This is a genomic window from Bernardetia aquimarina, assembly GCF_042180575.1.
Classification (GTDB): domain Bacteria; phylum Bacteroidota; class Bacteroidia; order Cytophagales; family Bernardetiaceae; genus Bernardetia.
The window spans coordinates 2,124,052-2,139,875 of record NZ_CP170094.1 but is presented as its reverse complement, the minus strand read 5'-3'; the positions used below and the strand labels follow the sequence as shown (position 1 = coordinate 2,139,875).

Genomic DNA, 15,824 nt, shown 5'->3' with positions numbered 1-15,824 from the left:
TAATGGTGTTGGTCATATTTATTTTGTTAGCTTTTTACGAATAATTATTTTCACTTATAAATCAATCACTCTGAAACAATGAAAATCAATAGAAATAATTTTATAAATGTGAGCTACAAAGAAATAATCATTGGAGGCTTACTTACTATACTGACTTTTGCGATAGTGGCAATTTCTGGAGGTTTTATTGTTCGCTTTGAGGCTGTTGTTTTACCTCTCTATATTGTTATACATGCTTTTAGTTTTTTGATTTGCTGGCTAATCATTACACTTTTGGTTTCTAGGTTTCCACTCTATAAAGTTTTGGGAATACTTGGATTACTTTTTTTAGGAGCAGTAGCAGAGTATTATTTACGTATTCCAAATAATCCAATTACTACTCCTCTTCTTCTTTTATTTTGGATGGGGGTTAGTTATTTAGTAGTTCCAACATTTTTTGAAAAATATCAAGTAGCTATTATTTTCGTTTATGGAGCTATCATTTCCTACTTTTTTGTATTTAGAATGGAAACAAACTACGCTGAAAATTATCGTCCTGTGATTACAAGTTTTTTGATACTTTCTATTTCTGTAACACTTTTAACATGGATTTATGAGCGTTGGAAGTGGGTAACTACACTAAGGGCTGATAAAGTAAATGCAGAATTAATGCTTTTGAAAAGTCAGATTAATCCACATTTTTTCTTCAATACTTTAAACAATTTGTATGGACTTGCCATAGAAAAATCAGAACGCACTCCTGAAATGATACTAAAGCTTTCAGATATGATGCGTTACACAATTTATGATGGAAGAGCTGATAGTGTTGAGCTGAAAAATGAGATTGCCTATATGGAAGATTATATTGAGCTACATAAAATGCGCTATCAGAAAAAAGTGGAGATTACTTTCCAAAAGAACATTACTCATTCTCACAAAATAAGTCCAATTTTGTTAGTAATACCCTTAGAAAATGCTTTTAAACATGGTGTAGAAAGTTTGTTAGAAGAGGCATTTATTGATATTCAAGTAACTACCACAGATTCAGAAATATTTTTCCGAATCAGAAATAATTATTCTGCAATAGAAAAAGGAAATATAGGCATTGGCTTAGAAAACCTAAAAAAGCGACTTGCAATGATATATCCAAAAAAACATGAATTAATAATTACCAAATCAACAGATATTTATGACTTACAATTATCCATCAAAGTAATTTAAAATAGTATGAAATATTTAATCATAGACGACGAACCGATAGCACATCGAATCATAGAGAGTTATTGTAAAGAACTAACGTATCTAAAAAAAGTGGGTAATGCTTATAATGCCATAGAAGCATCTGTGATTATCTCTAACCAAAATGTAGATTTAGTATTCTTAGATATTAATATGCCTAAAATTACAGGTTTTGAATGGCTGAAAACATTATCACACCCTCCAAAAATAATCGTAACAACTGCCTATAAAGAATACGCTTTAGAAGGATATGAATTGGATATTGTTGATTATTTACTCAAACCTTTTTCGCTTACACGTTTTCTAAAAGCAATAAGTAAAATTAATATAGAAAGAAAACAGATTTCATCTGATACTCATCATACTGATGCAATACAAGGAAACTATATTTTTCTGAAAGGAGATAAAATGTACCATCAGCTTTCGATGCAAGATATTTTGTTTGTAGAAGCTCTAGGAAATTATACTAAAGTTTATTTGGCTGATAAAATGATTCTGACACACGAAAAAATCTCTATGATGGAAGAATTACTTAGAAAAGAAAAGTTTTTACGTGTTCATAAATCGTTCGTTATAGCAGTAGAAAAAATAGAAATAATTATAGGAAATCAAATTATCATACAAAATCATAAAATACCCATCGGACAAACCTACCGAAGCAGAATCAACTCACTCATCAATAGAATAAATTAGAGGTTTTAGAGAGTTTCTAAAAGAAAAACCCTACACAAACAAACTAGCAATTTGTATGTGTAGGAGAATATAAGCTGCCTCTAATAATTTCAGTTTTTATTTCTGCTTTGTAGAAAGCCAATCCTCACGCTCTTCTACTTGTTCTTTTCTTGTAATTGGTTCATCTTCTGCTAAATAAACTAAGGCACGATATGGAATCTGAACAGGCATTACTTCTACGCTATTCTTTTTACCGAACCTTTCATACGTAACTCGTACAGCTTTTCCTTTTTCTAAAGTTGATAAAACTTCCCTGTAATCATTCATTGACGTAATGAGTTTGTTGTCAATGCTTACCAAAACATCACCTTTTTCTAGTCCTGCCTCATAAAATGGTGAACCATAAAGCATGTAATTTGAGATAGTAGCATTTTTTTCTGTTTTCTTTTTGTCAATATCAAGTCCTAACTTTCCAAACCAAACTTTACCTTTTTGGGTAAGTTGAAAATCCATTGCAACTGTAGAAAGAAGTTCGTTATAATTTGGCAATTCATGTCCTTCAATGTGTTTATTGAAAAAACCTTCTGCAAACTGTTTGTCATTTGTTACCTCTGCTAGAGTCCTTTGAAGATCTCTCATTGTGTAAGGCTTTTCTGTTTTGCCAAACTGTTTCCATAATTGTTGCATATAATCATCCAAACTTTTATCAAAACGCTTTCTCATTTCCATATCTAAAGCTAAACCCATAACACCACCATAATAATAATAAGTAATAAAAGTATTATAGTGAGAAAGTGGGTCGTTTGCAGTCGCTGCATCTGCAAAAGTAGCTTGTTGGCTCATTTGAGCAGGAGAATGAAAGTTATGACCGGGAGAAGTCAAAACATAATTCAACATTCCATTCATCAAATTTGCGTATGTAGTTTCATCGATAAGACCAGCACGAAGCATAACCAAATTGGTATAATAAGACGTAAAGCCTTCGCCAAACCAAAGCTCAGAAGACATATTTGTACTAGAAAAATCAAATGGTTCTAATGATTGAGGACGCAAACGCTCAATATTCCAAGCGTGAATAAACTCATGAGCAACTGTAAATAAATGACCATCTGCTAATTTTTCAGCATCTGTAATAATGGTAGAATTTCGGTGTTCCATTCCATCACCGTGTGCTGTTGGCTGATAATTCAATAGGAAAGTATAAGTTCCGTAATCAAAATTAGGAGCTTCTCCAAAAAGAGCAATTTCTTCTTTTACAATTTTCTTGATTTTTTCTACATATTCTTTTGCTTCTTGGTCTGTTGTTTCTGTTCCAGTTTTATTCAAAGCCACTCTAAAATTTTGATTTGCTTCTTTCCATTCACTCCAAAATAAATTTCCTATCAAAACAGGAGCATCTAATAAATAATAATAATTTGGCGCATAAAAAGTAGAATCATTGATTTGTGATAACTGCGTTGCAACTGTCCATTTCTCATCATTATTATCTTTAAAACTATTATTTTGAGGCAATGAGAAAGTTACTTTTATTGTCTGGGCATCTTTATCTTCTTTGTTTTTTCTGATAGAAGCATCTTTTTCAAAATTTTCATCATAAAAATTATCAACTAAAAGGTAAGTAGCAGGAGCGTTTAAATGTACTTGAATAGTATTTATTCCTGAATATGTTCCGTCTGCATAATCTGCAAAAAGCGTATATTCAACTTTCATATTATCGCTTGCTTTCGGTATGTTCCAAGTATAAGGCGAAGTACGGACAATTTCTAATTTATTTCCTTTTGCATCAAAAGCATTTACAGAATAAACATTTTTTGCAAATTCATGTAACGCATAACGTCCTGCCGAACTTCTACTCATACGCAATTTCAAAGGCTCATCTTTTGGAGCTTTAGGAACAGAGATAGTAACTTTTGCCGTATGATGAACACGATTAGAAAAATCAAAATGATAGGCTACTTTTGTAGTGTTTTCGGTTTTAGTTTCTGTTTTATCTTGCGCTTGAATACACGAAATATTCAGACTAAGAAGAAAAAAAACAGCTAAGAAAAACTGTTTTTTGTTTTTTTTGAGGGAATGTAAAAACATAGTTGAGGGTTTATATTGTAATCCTAGTTCAAGCGTCGACGCTTGAACTAGAAAATTAAAGCACAAAGATACCGTTTTGAAATTCAGTTTACAATTCTAAAAAAACACAAATTCTATGAAAATCACGTATCAAAAACTCACACAACAAGATTTGCCACTCCTCAAAGAATTAATCAAAATTTTTGAAGAGGTTTTTGAAATGGAAGATTTTGTTTTGCCAAATGACAATCACCTGCAAAGCCTTTTAGAAAATGAAAGAATGGTTTTCTTTGTTGCTATTTTAGAGGAAGAAAGAAATAAAAAAGTTATTGGAGGTTTGAGAGCTTATATTTTGCCTTCAGTTTATTATGCTAGTTCTGAAGTGTATTTGTATGATTTGGGCGTAAATCCAAATTTTCAACGACAAGGAATTGGAACTAAATTAATGGAAAACATAAAAGAATATTCTAAAAATTTAGGCTATAAAGAACTTTTTGTACAAGCCGATTTGGAAGATAACCACGCTATTGATTTTTATAAAAAAACAGGTGGAAAAGCTGCTGATGTAATTCATTTTTCGTATGAATTATAGTATTTTCAAACTATGGTCAGAGCTATTTTGGATTACCAAAAAACTACTTAATTCTTTTTATACTGAATTGCCTTAAAAATCGCAGTTATAATGAGTATCAAAAATGAAATAATGGATAAAAAGCCAAAGAAAATCATAGCATACAATACTAAAACAGTTATGATAGGAGAATCTTGTATTAAAGATAATAATAATAAGCTAAGTCCATACAGTACAATAAAACCAATAAATAATTTGAAGAGTATAGAAACAAATTTATTCCTATACACATATCTAAATAATTCTTTCATTTGCTTTTATTAATTATGATTGAAATAAATTAACTGTTTTATTATTCCATATCTAATATTCTATGTTCAGCTACTCCACCACAGGGTTTTTCAATTATTTTATACCGAACTATTCTAAAAATTACAGTTATAATTAGTAATAATAGAAAACCTGCAACTGCGAAAGAAGAGTAAAATCCAATATAAAGTAATCCTACTAATAATATATCTGGAATTTGATTTTTTAAGGTGTATAATAATAGCAAACAAGTTAGATGCAACAAAACAGCTATTAAAAATAGCTTGAGTAGTACAGAAACAACCCTATTCTTGTAGATATATCTAAATAACTCTTTCATTTTCTTGACCTGTTTTCATTGAATTTAGGAACAACTAACTATAAAGTTATTAGATACGAAAATAAGAAGACTTTAGTTGAATAGCATTATTTATTTTCTAGTTTTACATTTCCTAATCTCTAATTCCCATTTCCCAAAAATTACCCCTTCATTCCCGAAAGGTGGTCAGCAAGGTGCAAATAATGTGCTTTTTCGTATTCTGATTTAGAGAGTTTTCCATACATAAAATGAGGTTCATACGCCTTTCCATAATTTTCAAAATCTGAAATAGACTTTCGAACTCTATCAAAAGCAACTTCTAAATCGCCTTCTTTTTCTATCGGTGTAGCATCTGGAATAGGGTCATTTCTGTCGTGGCTCATATAACCCTGTGAACCAAATTTTTCGAAAACAATTTTCCCTATTGTATTCTGAATAATTTTCGGACGATGTTTTGGAAATCCTGTCAATGAATATTCTATACTTTGGGCGCAATGAACCAAATTTTGATGCAGCGACCAATCCCCTAAAAGCTGAATTTTTTTAGGGTTTAACAAGACTATTTTTTCTAATCTATCCAGTTCTTCTTGGGCTTCTTTGAGAGAAGAAAAAGAAAGATTACGTAACACTTCATTTTTGGTAGAAAGACGATGGTCAAGGACAAAACTCCCTCCTGCTGCTCCCACAAGAACAACTCCTGAAGTAATTGCTCCTACTTTTAAAAATTTACGACGGTTCATAAGTAAGTGTTTTTTTGATTCTGTAATAAAGATAATTCATAATTTACACAAAAAAAATGCTATTTTTCAAAACTTAGTTTATCTTTTTTTACCTTCGTATAAGACTTGATGTCTAAATATGATGTTATGTCTTTAGATTTTTTTTATAGAGTACAATATTTTTAAATCAAAAATTATTTACAATCAATTAGTTACTATCGTAATTTTTAATTCGTAATTCGTAATTGATTCTTACATTATGAAAGTTACAGAAAGTGAGCAGTTATTATTAAAACATCTTCAAGGGACATTATCACCTTATGAAAGAGGTATTTTGATGCGTGTAATTGAAGAGAGCGAAGAAGCAGAAGAAAATCAAGATACAGAAAATATAAAATTATCCTCTCAAAAAATCTTAGCATGGGAAGAAATTTGGCAACGAACCAATTTAGAAATTCCAAGTTTTGAGGATAAAAATTTATCTTTTGAAGAAATTGTAAATCAAATTAATCAAAAATTAGGTTTTGAGAATATAGAAAATACCGAACGTGTCAAACAAAATACAAAACAAAAATCTAAAGAAAAAACAAAACAAACACAATCTATTCCATCAAGAACGGCATTATCCGAACGAAAAGAATACGAAGAGTTTGAGCAAAGCGAATTTGAAAAACGATTAAAAAGACGAAAATCTAAAAACGGATGGTTTGCTTTTGCTGTTGTGGTGGTTTTTGCTGTTGGCTTAGGAATTGGTTTGCAATATCTCAATAATTATATAGAGAGTCAGCCGAAAGATTGGAAAACAAAAACGCTTTCAGATAGCTCAAAAGTACGTTATACAACAGATTCTCGTTTTGTTTTTCCAACCGAATTTAGAAGCGATGAAAGAGCCGTTCAGCTTGTCGGTTTGGCAGAGTTAGAAGTCAAACCAAATCTAATTTCCTTTGTACTTGATGCAGGAAGTTTCAGAATCAAAACCAAAGAAGCTACTTTTAACGTATCTAGTCAAGATAGTTTGTTTGTACTTGTAAAAAAAGGAGAAGTTACCGTTTATACGACTTCTGACACGCTGGCAAACTTAAAAGAAAATCAACTTTTACGTTATTATCCAAAACTGAAAAAATGGGAAGTGAGTGAAATGGAGATTGAGAAATAGGAATTATAAATAACACAAATTCAAAAACTATGAAAAAGTACAAAATAATAACAAAGAATAGAATAATAACTTTTGCATTCTTTTTTATATTTTTTCCTGTGGTATTGTACCTTACTATTTTGATTTTACGAATGCTGTACAATCATTTTTTTATTCCATTTGTAATACTCTTTTCTATCTACATTATATTTGGAACATTATTTTCAGTCTTTACTTTTTATTTATTTTGGCGATTTGTTTTAGGGAATTTTGCATTAAAACACAGACCTTCATTAATTCCCTATTTCTTTAAAGACAAAAAAAATAAAGGAAGTTTTGAAGTAACAGAAAATTATTTTTTAGGAAGGTATCATTTTAATAGAGCAAATTATGAGCAAGCAGAAAGCTATTTTAAAACGGCTGTAAATTCTTTTTTTTCTAAGAAAATTACTTTAGATGAATTTAAAAGTGAATCTCAACCTTATAATAAAGAAGAGATGAAAAAGAAAGTTGATAAATTCTATGAAGAAAATAGTGATTTTAAAGCATTTTTCAAGACCATAAAATTATATCTTTTACAATTTATAAAAATAGTAGCAGAAGGAATAGATTCCATTGTATTAATGGAACAAGAACCTATTATTTATTACATAAAAACAAGAAAAATAATCTCTTCAAACTACGACTTTCTACACGATTTTGATGAAGATGAAAAATGTTTTAAAGAAAATTTGACTAATGATATAAAAAATAAAAAAGAAATAGATGAGAGTTTTTTTAAAGGTTCAGTTGATTTTCGCTGTATTGAAGCTAAATTGATGTTAGAATATAATGAATATGCCTACTATGAAAAAGCATTAGAAATAAGTCATGAAATTATAGACTGTGTAGAAAAAAGCAGCAATCAAACTATTTTATGGCGATTATTATATGTTCGTGGCTGTGCCTATCACAAATTAGGCGATGCAGATTTGGCTTGTAAAGATTGGAAACGTGGAATCGAACTGGGAGATGTAGAATTTAGTCAGAAAATGTATGAGGAGAATTGTAACAGTTTATAAAACAATATTAAATCGATTTTGAAATGGAGAAAGAAGAAAATAAATTAAAATTTGATTATTTTATTCCTGCATTAGCTATGTTTGTAGGAGTACCTTTTGTTGCTTGGTTATTAGGATATAAAACAAATTTTTGGAGTAGTATTTTGTCTTTACTACCTTTTGCATTTTTATTTTCAGTCCTTTTTTGGCGTTTTATAGTAGGTCGTTTTGCTTTAGCATACAAGCCTTCTTTAATTCCTTATTTCTTTAAAGACAAAAAAGACAAAGGTAGTTTTGTGATAACAGAAAATTATTTTTTGGGAAAATATTATTTTGATAGAGCAGATTATCCGAAAGCAGAAAAATATTTTTTTAAATCAATGGAAGAATATTTTTATAAAAAAGTTGATTTTAAAATTAATGAAAGTTCAGAAAATACTACTTCTACACCACTTTTTAAAGGGAAAAACAAGGCTTCATTAGAATCACAAATAGATGAGTTTTACAAAAATAATAATGACTTTATAGCTTTTCTTAAATCTTCTTGGCTTTATCTAGTAGAATTTATCAAAAAAATCAATAACATAATGGATTGGTTTTATTTGCAAGGAAAACCTGTTCTCTATTGGATAAAAACAAAGAAAATACTTTATCCAGACGATAAGTTTTTACAAGATTATGATGAAGAAAAAGCACTTTTTTTAGAAAATATAAATGACAAAGAACAGGAATACAATCAAGGCATTTCTAGTGGCTTATTTTTCGGAACGCCTGATTTTTTGTGTATTCAATCTAAAATTTTACTAGATTTAGGTAACTATGATTTTTACAGAAATGCTTTAGAAAATTGCACTAATTCGATTGAAGAAGTACAAAAAAGCAGCAATCAAACTATTTTATGGCGATTATTATATGTTCGTGGCTGTGCCTATCACAAATTAGGCGATGCAGATTTGGCTTGTAAAGATTGGAAACGTGGAATTGAACTGGGAGATGTAGAGTTTAGTCAGAAAATGTATGAGGAGAATTGTAAGGAATCATAACCTAAAAAACAATGAAACGACATCAAGAAATTTTAGAAATTATAGGAGGAATAATTGGACTGGGTGTACTCTGTTTTTTTGCGTACAAAGCCTATCAAGTTATTACAGAATTTCCTATTTTTTTTGGTGTTTTGGGTTGTATTTGGCTTTTATGGCTAATTTATAATTTCAGAATTACGGTAGCCAAAATTGGTCTTTATTTTAATCCGAAAACTTCCTATAATTTACTCAAAAATCATCTTGAAAAAGGGCGTGCAGTTGCTTTGAAAAAATATATTTTTGGAAATGCGACTTATGGTATTTATTACAAAGCCTCAAAAGATGAACGAGAAAAATTAAAATCAGATTTGGAAAAAGGCGAACAGTATTTGACAGAAGCTTTAGAATTATTGGAAGAAAGAGATGAGAAAGTAAAAAGTAGTATAGATAGGAAAAAGTTTGAGGAAATAAACAAAGAATGGGAGTATCTTTTTAAAGGAAGACCACAGCAAAAAGAAATTGATAATGTCTTTTTTATGATAAAAACCGTTTTTACTCACATTTTTAGAGTCATAAAATGGTTTATTCCGATTGCTATTAAAGTAATTTCTATTTACTTTAATCATTCATTCTTAGAAAGCAAAAAAGTCTATTATCAAAGAGGTGCAATTCGTGCAGGTTTAGAAAAATATGAGCTTTCTTTAGAAGATTTTGAGGTTCTTCCGACAATTTAGCGATAATTTCTTAATTTAGCCTTTCTATGGATACTAACACAATAGCAATTTTATTAGGTTTTTCAGATTTTTCAGTAACGAAAATAGAATCTTCTCCACTTCGCTTAACTATTTATGGAGAAAGTAATTTAGCCGATTCTATTTGTCCTAATTGCTTGAAAAAGTGCAATAAAGTGACTTCTACTTCAGAACGTATTGTTCGTGACCGAAATATTTTAGACAAAGAGGTTTATTTACACTTAACTTCTCGTCAATTTCATTGTCAAGATTGTACTCGTTACTTTCAAGAAGTTTTTAGTTTTGTTTCTAAGCAAAAAAATCAAACTCATCGTTTGGAAAAATATCTTTATTTATGTTTGAAAGATAGCAGTTTCAAAGAAGTAGCTATCCGAGAAAACATACTTTGGGATGTTTTAGATGGTATTTTTAAAACCTATAGTAAACGTGAGATAAAAAAACACCTAGATTATTTTCCTCGACGTTTAGGTATTGATGAATTTGCTTACAAAAAAGGAAAAAAGGAATATGCTGTTGTTTTAGTAGATTTAGATACAGGTCAAGTTTGGGATATTTTAGAATACCGTAATAAAGAGTATTTAAAAGCCTATTTTTTATCCAAAGGCGAAGTTTTTTGTACTAGTATAGAAGTATTTTCTTGTGATATGTGGGAGGGATTTTCAAATACAGCAAAAGAAGTATTTCCTAACGCTGATGTAGTAATAGATCGCTTTCATTTTTTTCAGCATTGTAATAAAGTGCTAGATAGCATTCGTAAAGAATTACGACGAAAAGATGATAAAAACGTTCATTTCAAGCAAATAAAATGGCTTTTATACAAGGCATGGAAAGACCTTACTTATAAAGAAAGACGAGTTTTACTTAAAGCGTTTAGGTTTAGCTCAACGCTTAGACAGGTGTATTTTATGAAAGTGGAATTACAAAATATATTTAATACTGATTTGAGTAAACAAGAAGCTAAAAAACTACTAGACCAATGGATAGAAGAAGCTCAAAAAATAAATCATAAGGCTCTAAATAGATTTATAAATACGTTTAATTCTTGGAAAAATGATATTATTAATTTCTTCAAAGATAGATATTCTAACGGAATAGTAGAGGGAATTAATAATAAAATTAAGACCCTCAAAAGGAGTGGGTATGGGTTTAGAAACTTTCAAAATTTTAGATTGAGAATGATAGTCAAATTCATATAATCGCTAAAAAGTCGGAAGAGCCGATTTTGAAGAATGTATAACAAAAGAATATGAGAAAGTAAGCTCTCTTTATGGAAAAGTATATGCTTTGTTTGGCTTAGAACACTATGAAGAAGCATTAGGAATCATAGAAGAGATTCTAAAAATCGATGAGAAACATAATAAATCCATTTATAAAAAAGGTTCAATTCATTACAAACAAGGAAATACTGAAGCAGCTTGCAAAGACTGGAAACTTGCAGTAGAATCTGGATATAAAGAAAGTAATGAAGAAAAAGAAAAATGGAAAGAAAAATGTGCTACTTGCTAAGTAAAAAATAAATAACTCAACAAAATAGCAGCAATTATTCCCACACCATCAGCAATCAAACCACAACTAACAGCATATCTTGTATTTTTGATATTGACAGCTCCAAAATAAACAGCCAAAACATAAAATGTAGTATCGGTTGAGCCTTGAAGTGTTGCAGCTACTTTTCCAACAAAAGAATCCACTCCATGTGTCGTAAAAGCATCAATCATAAGCCCTCTTGCACCACTTCCACTCAATGGTTTCATAATCGCAACAGGCAAAGCTTTTACAAATTCAGTATCAAAACCAAATAAAGAAATAAACCAACTTACTCCAGAAATTAGCATTTCCATAGCTCCCGAAGCACGAAAAACTCCAATAGCAACAAGCATAGCAACAAGATAAGGAATTACTTTTATGGCAATTGAAAACCCTTCTTTTGCTCCTTCAATAAAAGTTTCATAGACATTTACTTTCTTAAAAGCAGCCCAAGCAATAAAACCAACCATTACTCCAAATAAAATAAAGTTACTAGCAACAGAAGAGTACGAACTAATTTTTTCTTGTGGCAGTGTACTAAAAAACCAAGTAATAAATGAAATAAAAGCTGTAAGTCCACCCAAGTAAGCAATTACAACAGGATGTAGGAGATTGAGTTTTTGTTTGACTCCGACAGCCAAAATACCAGCCAATGTAGCAAAAAAGGTTGCTATTAGAATAGGAACGAATATTTCAGCAGGATTAACAGCCCCAGCTTGCGCTCTATATACCATTACCGAAACAGGAATAATAGTCAGACCTGAAGTATTTAAAACCAAAAACATAATTTGTGCATTACTAGCCGTTTCAGGTTTTGGGTTTAAAGATTGTAACTCTTCCATTGCCTTTAATCCCAATGGTGTGGCTGCATTATCTAATCCTAGCATGTTTGCCGAAAAATTCATGAGCATTGCACCAACAGCAGCATGATTTTTTGGAACTTCTGGAAAAAGATGCTTAAATAATGGACTGACAAGTTTTGCTAATACCTCTATTGCACCAGCTTCTTGACCTATTCGCATAATACCTAACCAAAGAGCCATTGCACCCGTTAGATAAAGAGAGATTTCGAAACCTATTTTTGCACTTTCAAAAGTAGAGTTTGTAATCTTAGAAAAAACTTCTATATCACCTGTAAAAAGCTGAAAAACAGCAAAGACAAAAGCAACAAGAAAAAAACCTATCCAAATTCGATTAAGAGCCATTTGTATTTTTGTAAATTTTATAAAAATGTAAGAAGTAAGTAATTTTTACCCACTATCCAGTCAAAAAATAATGATTTAAAGGCGACAAAAGCAAAAAAAAATTACAAATGTGTCTTTTATATGTTGATTAACACACTAAATTAAATTTTTTGACGTACTTTTACTAAATAATTTCTTTAAGTATTGTTTTTTGATAAAAAGAAAAAATAAAGGTGTTATTGAGTTAAAATATAAATATATACATATTAAGATACAGAGTTTTTAAGCTAATTGTAGGATGTGTTTTAATAAAAATTAATTTAAACCTATTTAATCAATAATTTTGATATAGGATTTTTAATTAATGACGTTATTTAAAAATAGGTCTGAGAATATTTTTATTCGTATTTTAACGCAGCAACACCCAAGAAAGACCATTTTATTTTTTTAAATAGTTTCACTAACTAATTCTTTAAATCAAGGAAAATAAGCATATTTACTAGAATAACTAATAAAGTCCACTAATTTAAAACTATATAAATAGCATTTATAATTTATTTATCTAATTATGATGAATAAATTAATGTTATATACTTTTTTTTACAAAAAAAAAGTATAATGAAAATAATTATTATTACTACAACTATCTTCTATGGAGTCTTATTTTGAGTTTTTTTATTCTTCCCCTAATTTTGAAGAAATTGATGCCAAAAGCATTCGATACATTACAGACAAAATTATTCGTAAATCTGATGCTGCCTTAGCTGTCATTTTAGGAGGCGATGCACAGACTTTCGAAATGAAAATGGAAAAATGGGACGAGCTTACCCATAAATTAAGCAGTATCTCAGGTATTATTTTTCTTCTTGCTCATACATCTTCTAATGAAGGAGTTTACAAACAAGCCAACCAAAGCATACAAGTTTTGCAAAGATACGGAAATGGTCTTTCGCTCAACGAAGAATTATACAAAGCTATCAAAAAATATAGTTTATCCGATGATGCTCGTTGGCTAAAAGGTTATAAAAAGAAATTTATCAAAGAAACTGTCAGAGAATTCGAACGCAATGGCTTTGCTCTTGTGCAGCAAGATAGAGATGCATTAAGAAACCTAAAAGATCAATTATCTGACCTTGCTAATGAGTTTTCAAGAAATATTGCAGAGCATCAAGACCAAATTATTATCTCAGAAGAAGATATAGAAGGGCTTCCAGAAGACTACAAAAAACGTCATCAAATGGAAGATGGAATGTATAAAATTACATTAGATTCTCCTTCTTATCGTCCATTTATGCGTTATGCAAAAAGTGAGAAATGGCGTAAAGAGCTATATATCAAATATTTGAATAAAGGAAATCCAAAAAATACAGGTGTACTTATCAAAACGATTGCTCTTCGTAATCAAATGGCTAATTTGTTGGGTTATAAAACGTATGCTCAATACGTCATTGAAGAAAGAATGGCAAAAACCCCTCGTACTGTTTGGGATTTTGAAGAAGAATTGACTAAAAAAGTGAAGCCAAAAGCAGAAAAAGATTATAAAGAACTTTTGAGTATCACAGAAGGGAAAGAAGAGTTACAAGGTTGGGAAACAGGATTTTATAATAATATTCTTTTAGAGAAAAATTATAATTTGAATGCAGAAGAAGTAAAGCAATATTTTGAACTTAATAATGTCTTTAAAGGAATTTTCAAGATTTGTAAAGATCTTTTTGGAATTGATTTTGTCAAAATGTATCATCATTCTGTTTGGCACGAAGATGTAGTAGTTTATGAAGTCCGAAAAAAGAATGCTATTTTAGGAAAAATGTATTTGGATTTATACCCACGACCAAATAAATATAGCCATGCAGCTTGTTTTGGATTAGTTTCGGGAAGAGAAACTACTAGAGGGTATCAAATGCCACATACAGCATTGGTTTGTAATTTTCCTCCTTCTACTTCTGATTCGCCTTCACTTCTTTCGCACGACCAAGTAACGACTGTTTTCCATGAGTTTGGTCATGGTTTGCATCAACTTTTAACAAAATCAGCTTTAGCAGCCTTTGCTGGAACAAGTGTAGTACGAGATTTTGTAGAAGTACCTTCACAGCTTTTCGAAAACTGGGCGTGGGATTATGATATTTTGAAAGACTTTGCATTTCATCACAAAACAGAAGAAGTATTACCTAAAGAACTTTTTGATAAAATGGTGGCTGCTAGAAATGTAGGTTCTGGGTTATTTACACTTCAACAGATTTTGTATGGAACATTCGACCTTACTTTACACGACAACTACAACCCACTTACAGATGAATCTCCAAGCAAGTTATTTAATAAACTTCAACGCCAAATTACACTTACTCCACCAGTAGAAGAAACAGATTTTGCTTCAGGTTTTGGACACTTGATGGGCTATGCAGCAGGATATTATGGTTACCTATGGGCAAAAGTATATGCTGAAGATATGTTTTCTATTTTTGAGAAAGAAGGATTATTGAATCCCAAAATAGGCAAAAAATATGTAGATAAAGTTCTTTCAAAAGGAGGGAGTGAAGATGAAATGAGTCAAATTAAGAACTTTTTGGGAAGAGAACCAAAACAAGAAGCATTTTTGAAATCTTTAGGTTTATAGATGGTTATAAAGGTTTATAAACACTTATTTTGATTTTTTCATAAAAAAAGATAGCTTTGTGCAACCCTTTTATGATTCGTTGGGTCTTAATAGTGTAAGGCAAACTTGCCATTCCGTCGAAAATGCGAATGTAATTGTAGTTTTATTCTTTCAGTTTGTAATTTTTAATTATTTATTGACTTATCAATTTTTTGCGCCGACTGCAATTTTGTTTCATTTTCGCTTATCATAAATAAAAGACCATTTCTTGTTTGTATGAGAAATGGTTTTTTTTATGCCTTTTGCTCTTTAAAAGTTACGCTACATAAAGACATAAAAAAACTACTTCAAAAATCATAAAAATCTAAGAAGTAGTTAGTTAGCTAACTCAATATGTAGAGGCAGTACACATAAAATTTGTTTCATAAATTGTTATGGTAGTTTAAAGGGTTCAGAATTTATACAGGTTTTAATTTATTGAAATCTTTTTATTTTTTAAATTAAAGCCGAATAATTCACTAAATAATTATGGTTTTACCCAAGTTAAGATTGTAGTTGTCATAATAGATAGAATTTAATAGTTGTGTTTGTTAAGATAAGTAAGTGAACTGTTTTGAAGTCCTTGTAATTAGAAGAGTCAGAAAGTTGTATTTTGGTTGCATATCACATTTTATTTATTTTCTCTGCCTTCTGTATATA

General features: G+C 30.1%; 14 protein-coding genes. 10 read left to right on the top strand and 4 right to left on the bottom strand.

Annotation, left to right across the window (positions count from 1 at the left end; translation table 11 throughout):
* The first annotated feature begins 78 nt into the window (after positions 1-78).
* Positions 79-1,200, top strand: coding sequence for a sensor histidine kinase (locus ACE193_RS09020; protein ID WP_375562660.1), 1,122 nt, complete (start codon positions 79-81; stop codon positions 1,198-1,200).
* 6 nt (positions 1,201-1,206) lie between these two features.
* On the top strand, positions 1,207-1,911 hold the full coding sequence (locus ACE193_RS09015) for a LytR/AlgR family response regulator transcription factor (protein WP_375562659.1): 705 nt from the start codon (positions 1,207-1,209) through the stop codon (positions 1,909-1,911).
* A 96-nt stretch (positions 1,912-2,007) separates the two neighbouring features.
* Here the strand turns inward: ACE193_RS09015 and ACE193_RS09010 are convergent, their stop codons facing one another.
* Positions 2,008-3,975 carry a M61 family metallopeptidase gene (locus tag ACE193_RS09010; RefSeq protein ID WP_375562658.1) on the bottom strand — a complete coding sequence of 656 codons (1,968 nt, stop codon included), beginning with the start codon at positions 3,973-3,975 and terminating at the stop codon, positions 2,008-2,010.
* A 115-nt stretch (positions 3,976-4,090) separates the two neighbouring features.
* Between ACE193_RS09010 and ACE193_RS09005 the strand changes: the two genes are divergently transcribed.
* Positions 4,091-4,546 carry a GNAT family N-acetyltransferase gene (locus tag ACE193_RS09005; protein WP_375562657.1) on the top strand — a complete coding sequence of 152 codons (456 nt, stop codon included), beginning with the start codon at positions 4,091-4,093 and terminating at the stop codon, positions 4,544-4,546.
* 47 nt (positions 4,547-4,593) lie between these two features.
* On the opposite strand, the gene ACE193_RS09000 is transcribed toward ACE193_RS09005, so the two are convergent.
* A complete protein-coding gene (locus ACE193_RS09000) occupies positions 4,594-4,836 on the bottom strand; it encodes a hypothetical protein (RefSeq protein ID WP_375562656.1) in 243 nt (80 codons plus the stop codon).
* A gap of 478 nt (positions 4,837-5,314) precedes the next feature.
* Positions 5,315-5,893 (bottom strand): DUF1569 domain-containing protein, encoded by a 579-nt coding sequence (locus ACE193_RS08995; protein ID WP_375562655.1) that lies wholly within the window; start codon positions 5,891-5,893, stop codon positions 5,315-5,317.
* A 238-nt stretch (positions 5,894-6,131) separates the two neighbouring features.
* Here ACE193_RS08995 and ACE193_RS08990 point away from each other — a divergent pair, with 238 nt between their 5' ends.
* From ACE193_RS08990 to ACE193_RS08965, 6 genes are all read left to right on the top strand, one after another.
* Complete coding sequence (locus tag ACE193_RS08990) at positions 6,132-7,028, top strand: hypothetical protein (protein ID WP_375562654.1); 897 nt, start codon at positions 6,132-6,134, stop codon at positions 7,026-7,028.
* A 29-nt stretch (positions 7,029-7,057) separates the two neighbouring features.
* Complete coding sequence (locus tag ACE193_RS08985) at positions 7,058-8,068, top strand: hypothetical protein (RefSeq protein WP_375562653.1); 1,011 nt, start codon at positions 7,058-7,060, stop codon at positions 8,066-8,068.
* Positions 8,069-8,091: 23 nt separating this feature from the next.
* Positions 8,092-9,090 carry a hypothetical protein gene (locus ACE193_RS08980; protein WP_375562652.1) on the top strand — a complete coding sequence of 333 codons (999 nt, stop codon included), beginning with the start codon at positions 8,092-8,094 and terminating at the stop codon, positions 9,088-9,090.
* An 11-nt stretch (positions 9,091-9,101) separates the two neighbouring features.
* The gene (locus ACE193_RS08975; RefSeq protein ID WP_375562651.1) at positions 9,102-9,803 is read left to right on the top strand and encodes a hypothetical protein; all 702 of its coding nucleotides are present in this window, start codon (positions 9,102-9,104) and stop codon (positions 9,801-9,803) included.
* A 26-nt stretch (positions 9,804-9,829) separates the two neighbouring features.
* Complete coding sequence (locus ACE193_RS08970) at positions 9,830-11,017, top strand: ISL3 family transposase (protein ID WP_375558606.1); 1,188 nt, start codon at positions 9,830-9,832, stop codon at positions 11,015-11,017.
* 88 nt (positions 11,018-11,105) lie between these two features.
* The gene (locus ACE193_RS08965) at positions 11,106-11,327 is read left to right on the top strand and encodes a hypothetical protein (protein ID WP_375562650.1); all 222 of its coding nucleotides are present in this window, start codon (positions 11,106-11,108) and stop codon (positions 11,325-11,327) included.
* On the opposite strand, the gene ACE193_RS08960 is transcribed toward ACE193_RS08965, so the two are convergent.
* On the bottom strand, positions 11,324-12,553 hold the full coding sequence (locus tag ACE193_RS08960; protein WP_375562649.1) for a nucleoside recognition domain-containing protein: 1,230 nt from the start codon (positions 12,551-12,553) through the stop codon (positions 11,324-11,326). The two genes, ACE193_RS08965 and ACE193_RS08960, sit on opposite strands and share 4 nt — an antisense overlap.
* 631 nt (positions 12,554-13,184) lie before the next feature.
* On the opposite strand from ACE193_RS08960, the gene ACE193_RS08955 reads away from it, so the two are divergent.
* A complete protein-coding gene (locus ACE193_RS08955; RefSeq protein WP_375562648.1) occupies positions 13,185-15,146 on the top strand; it encodes a M3 family metallopeptidase in 1,962 nt (653 codons plus the stop codon).
* Positions 15,147-15,824 lie beyond the last annotated feature (678 nt).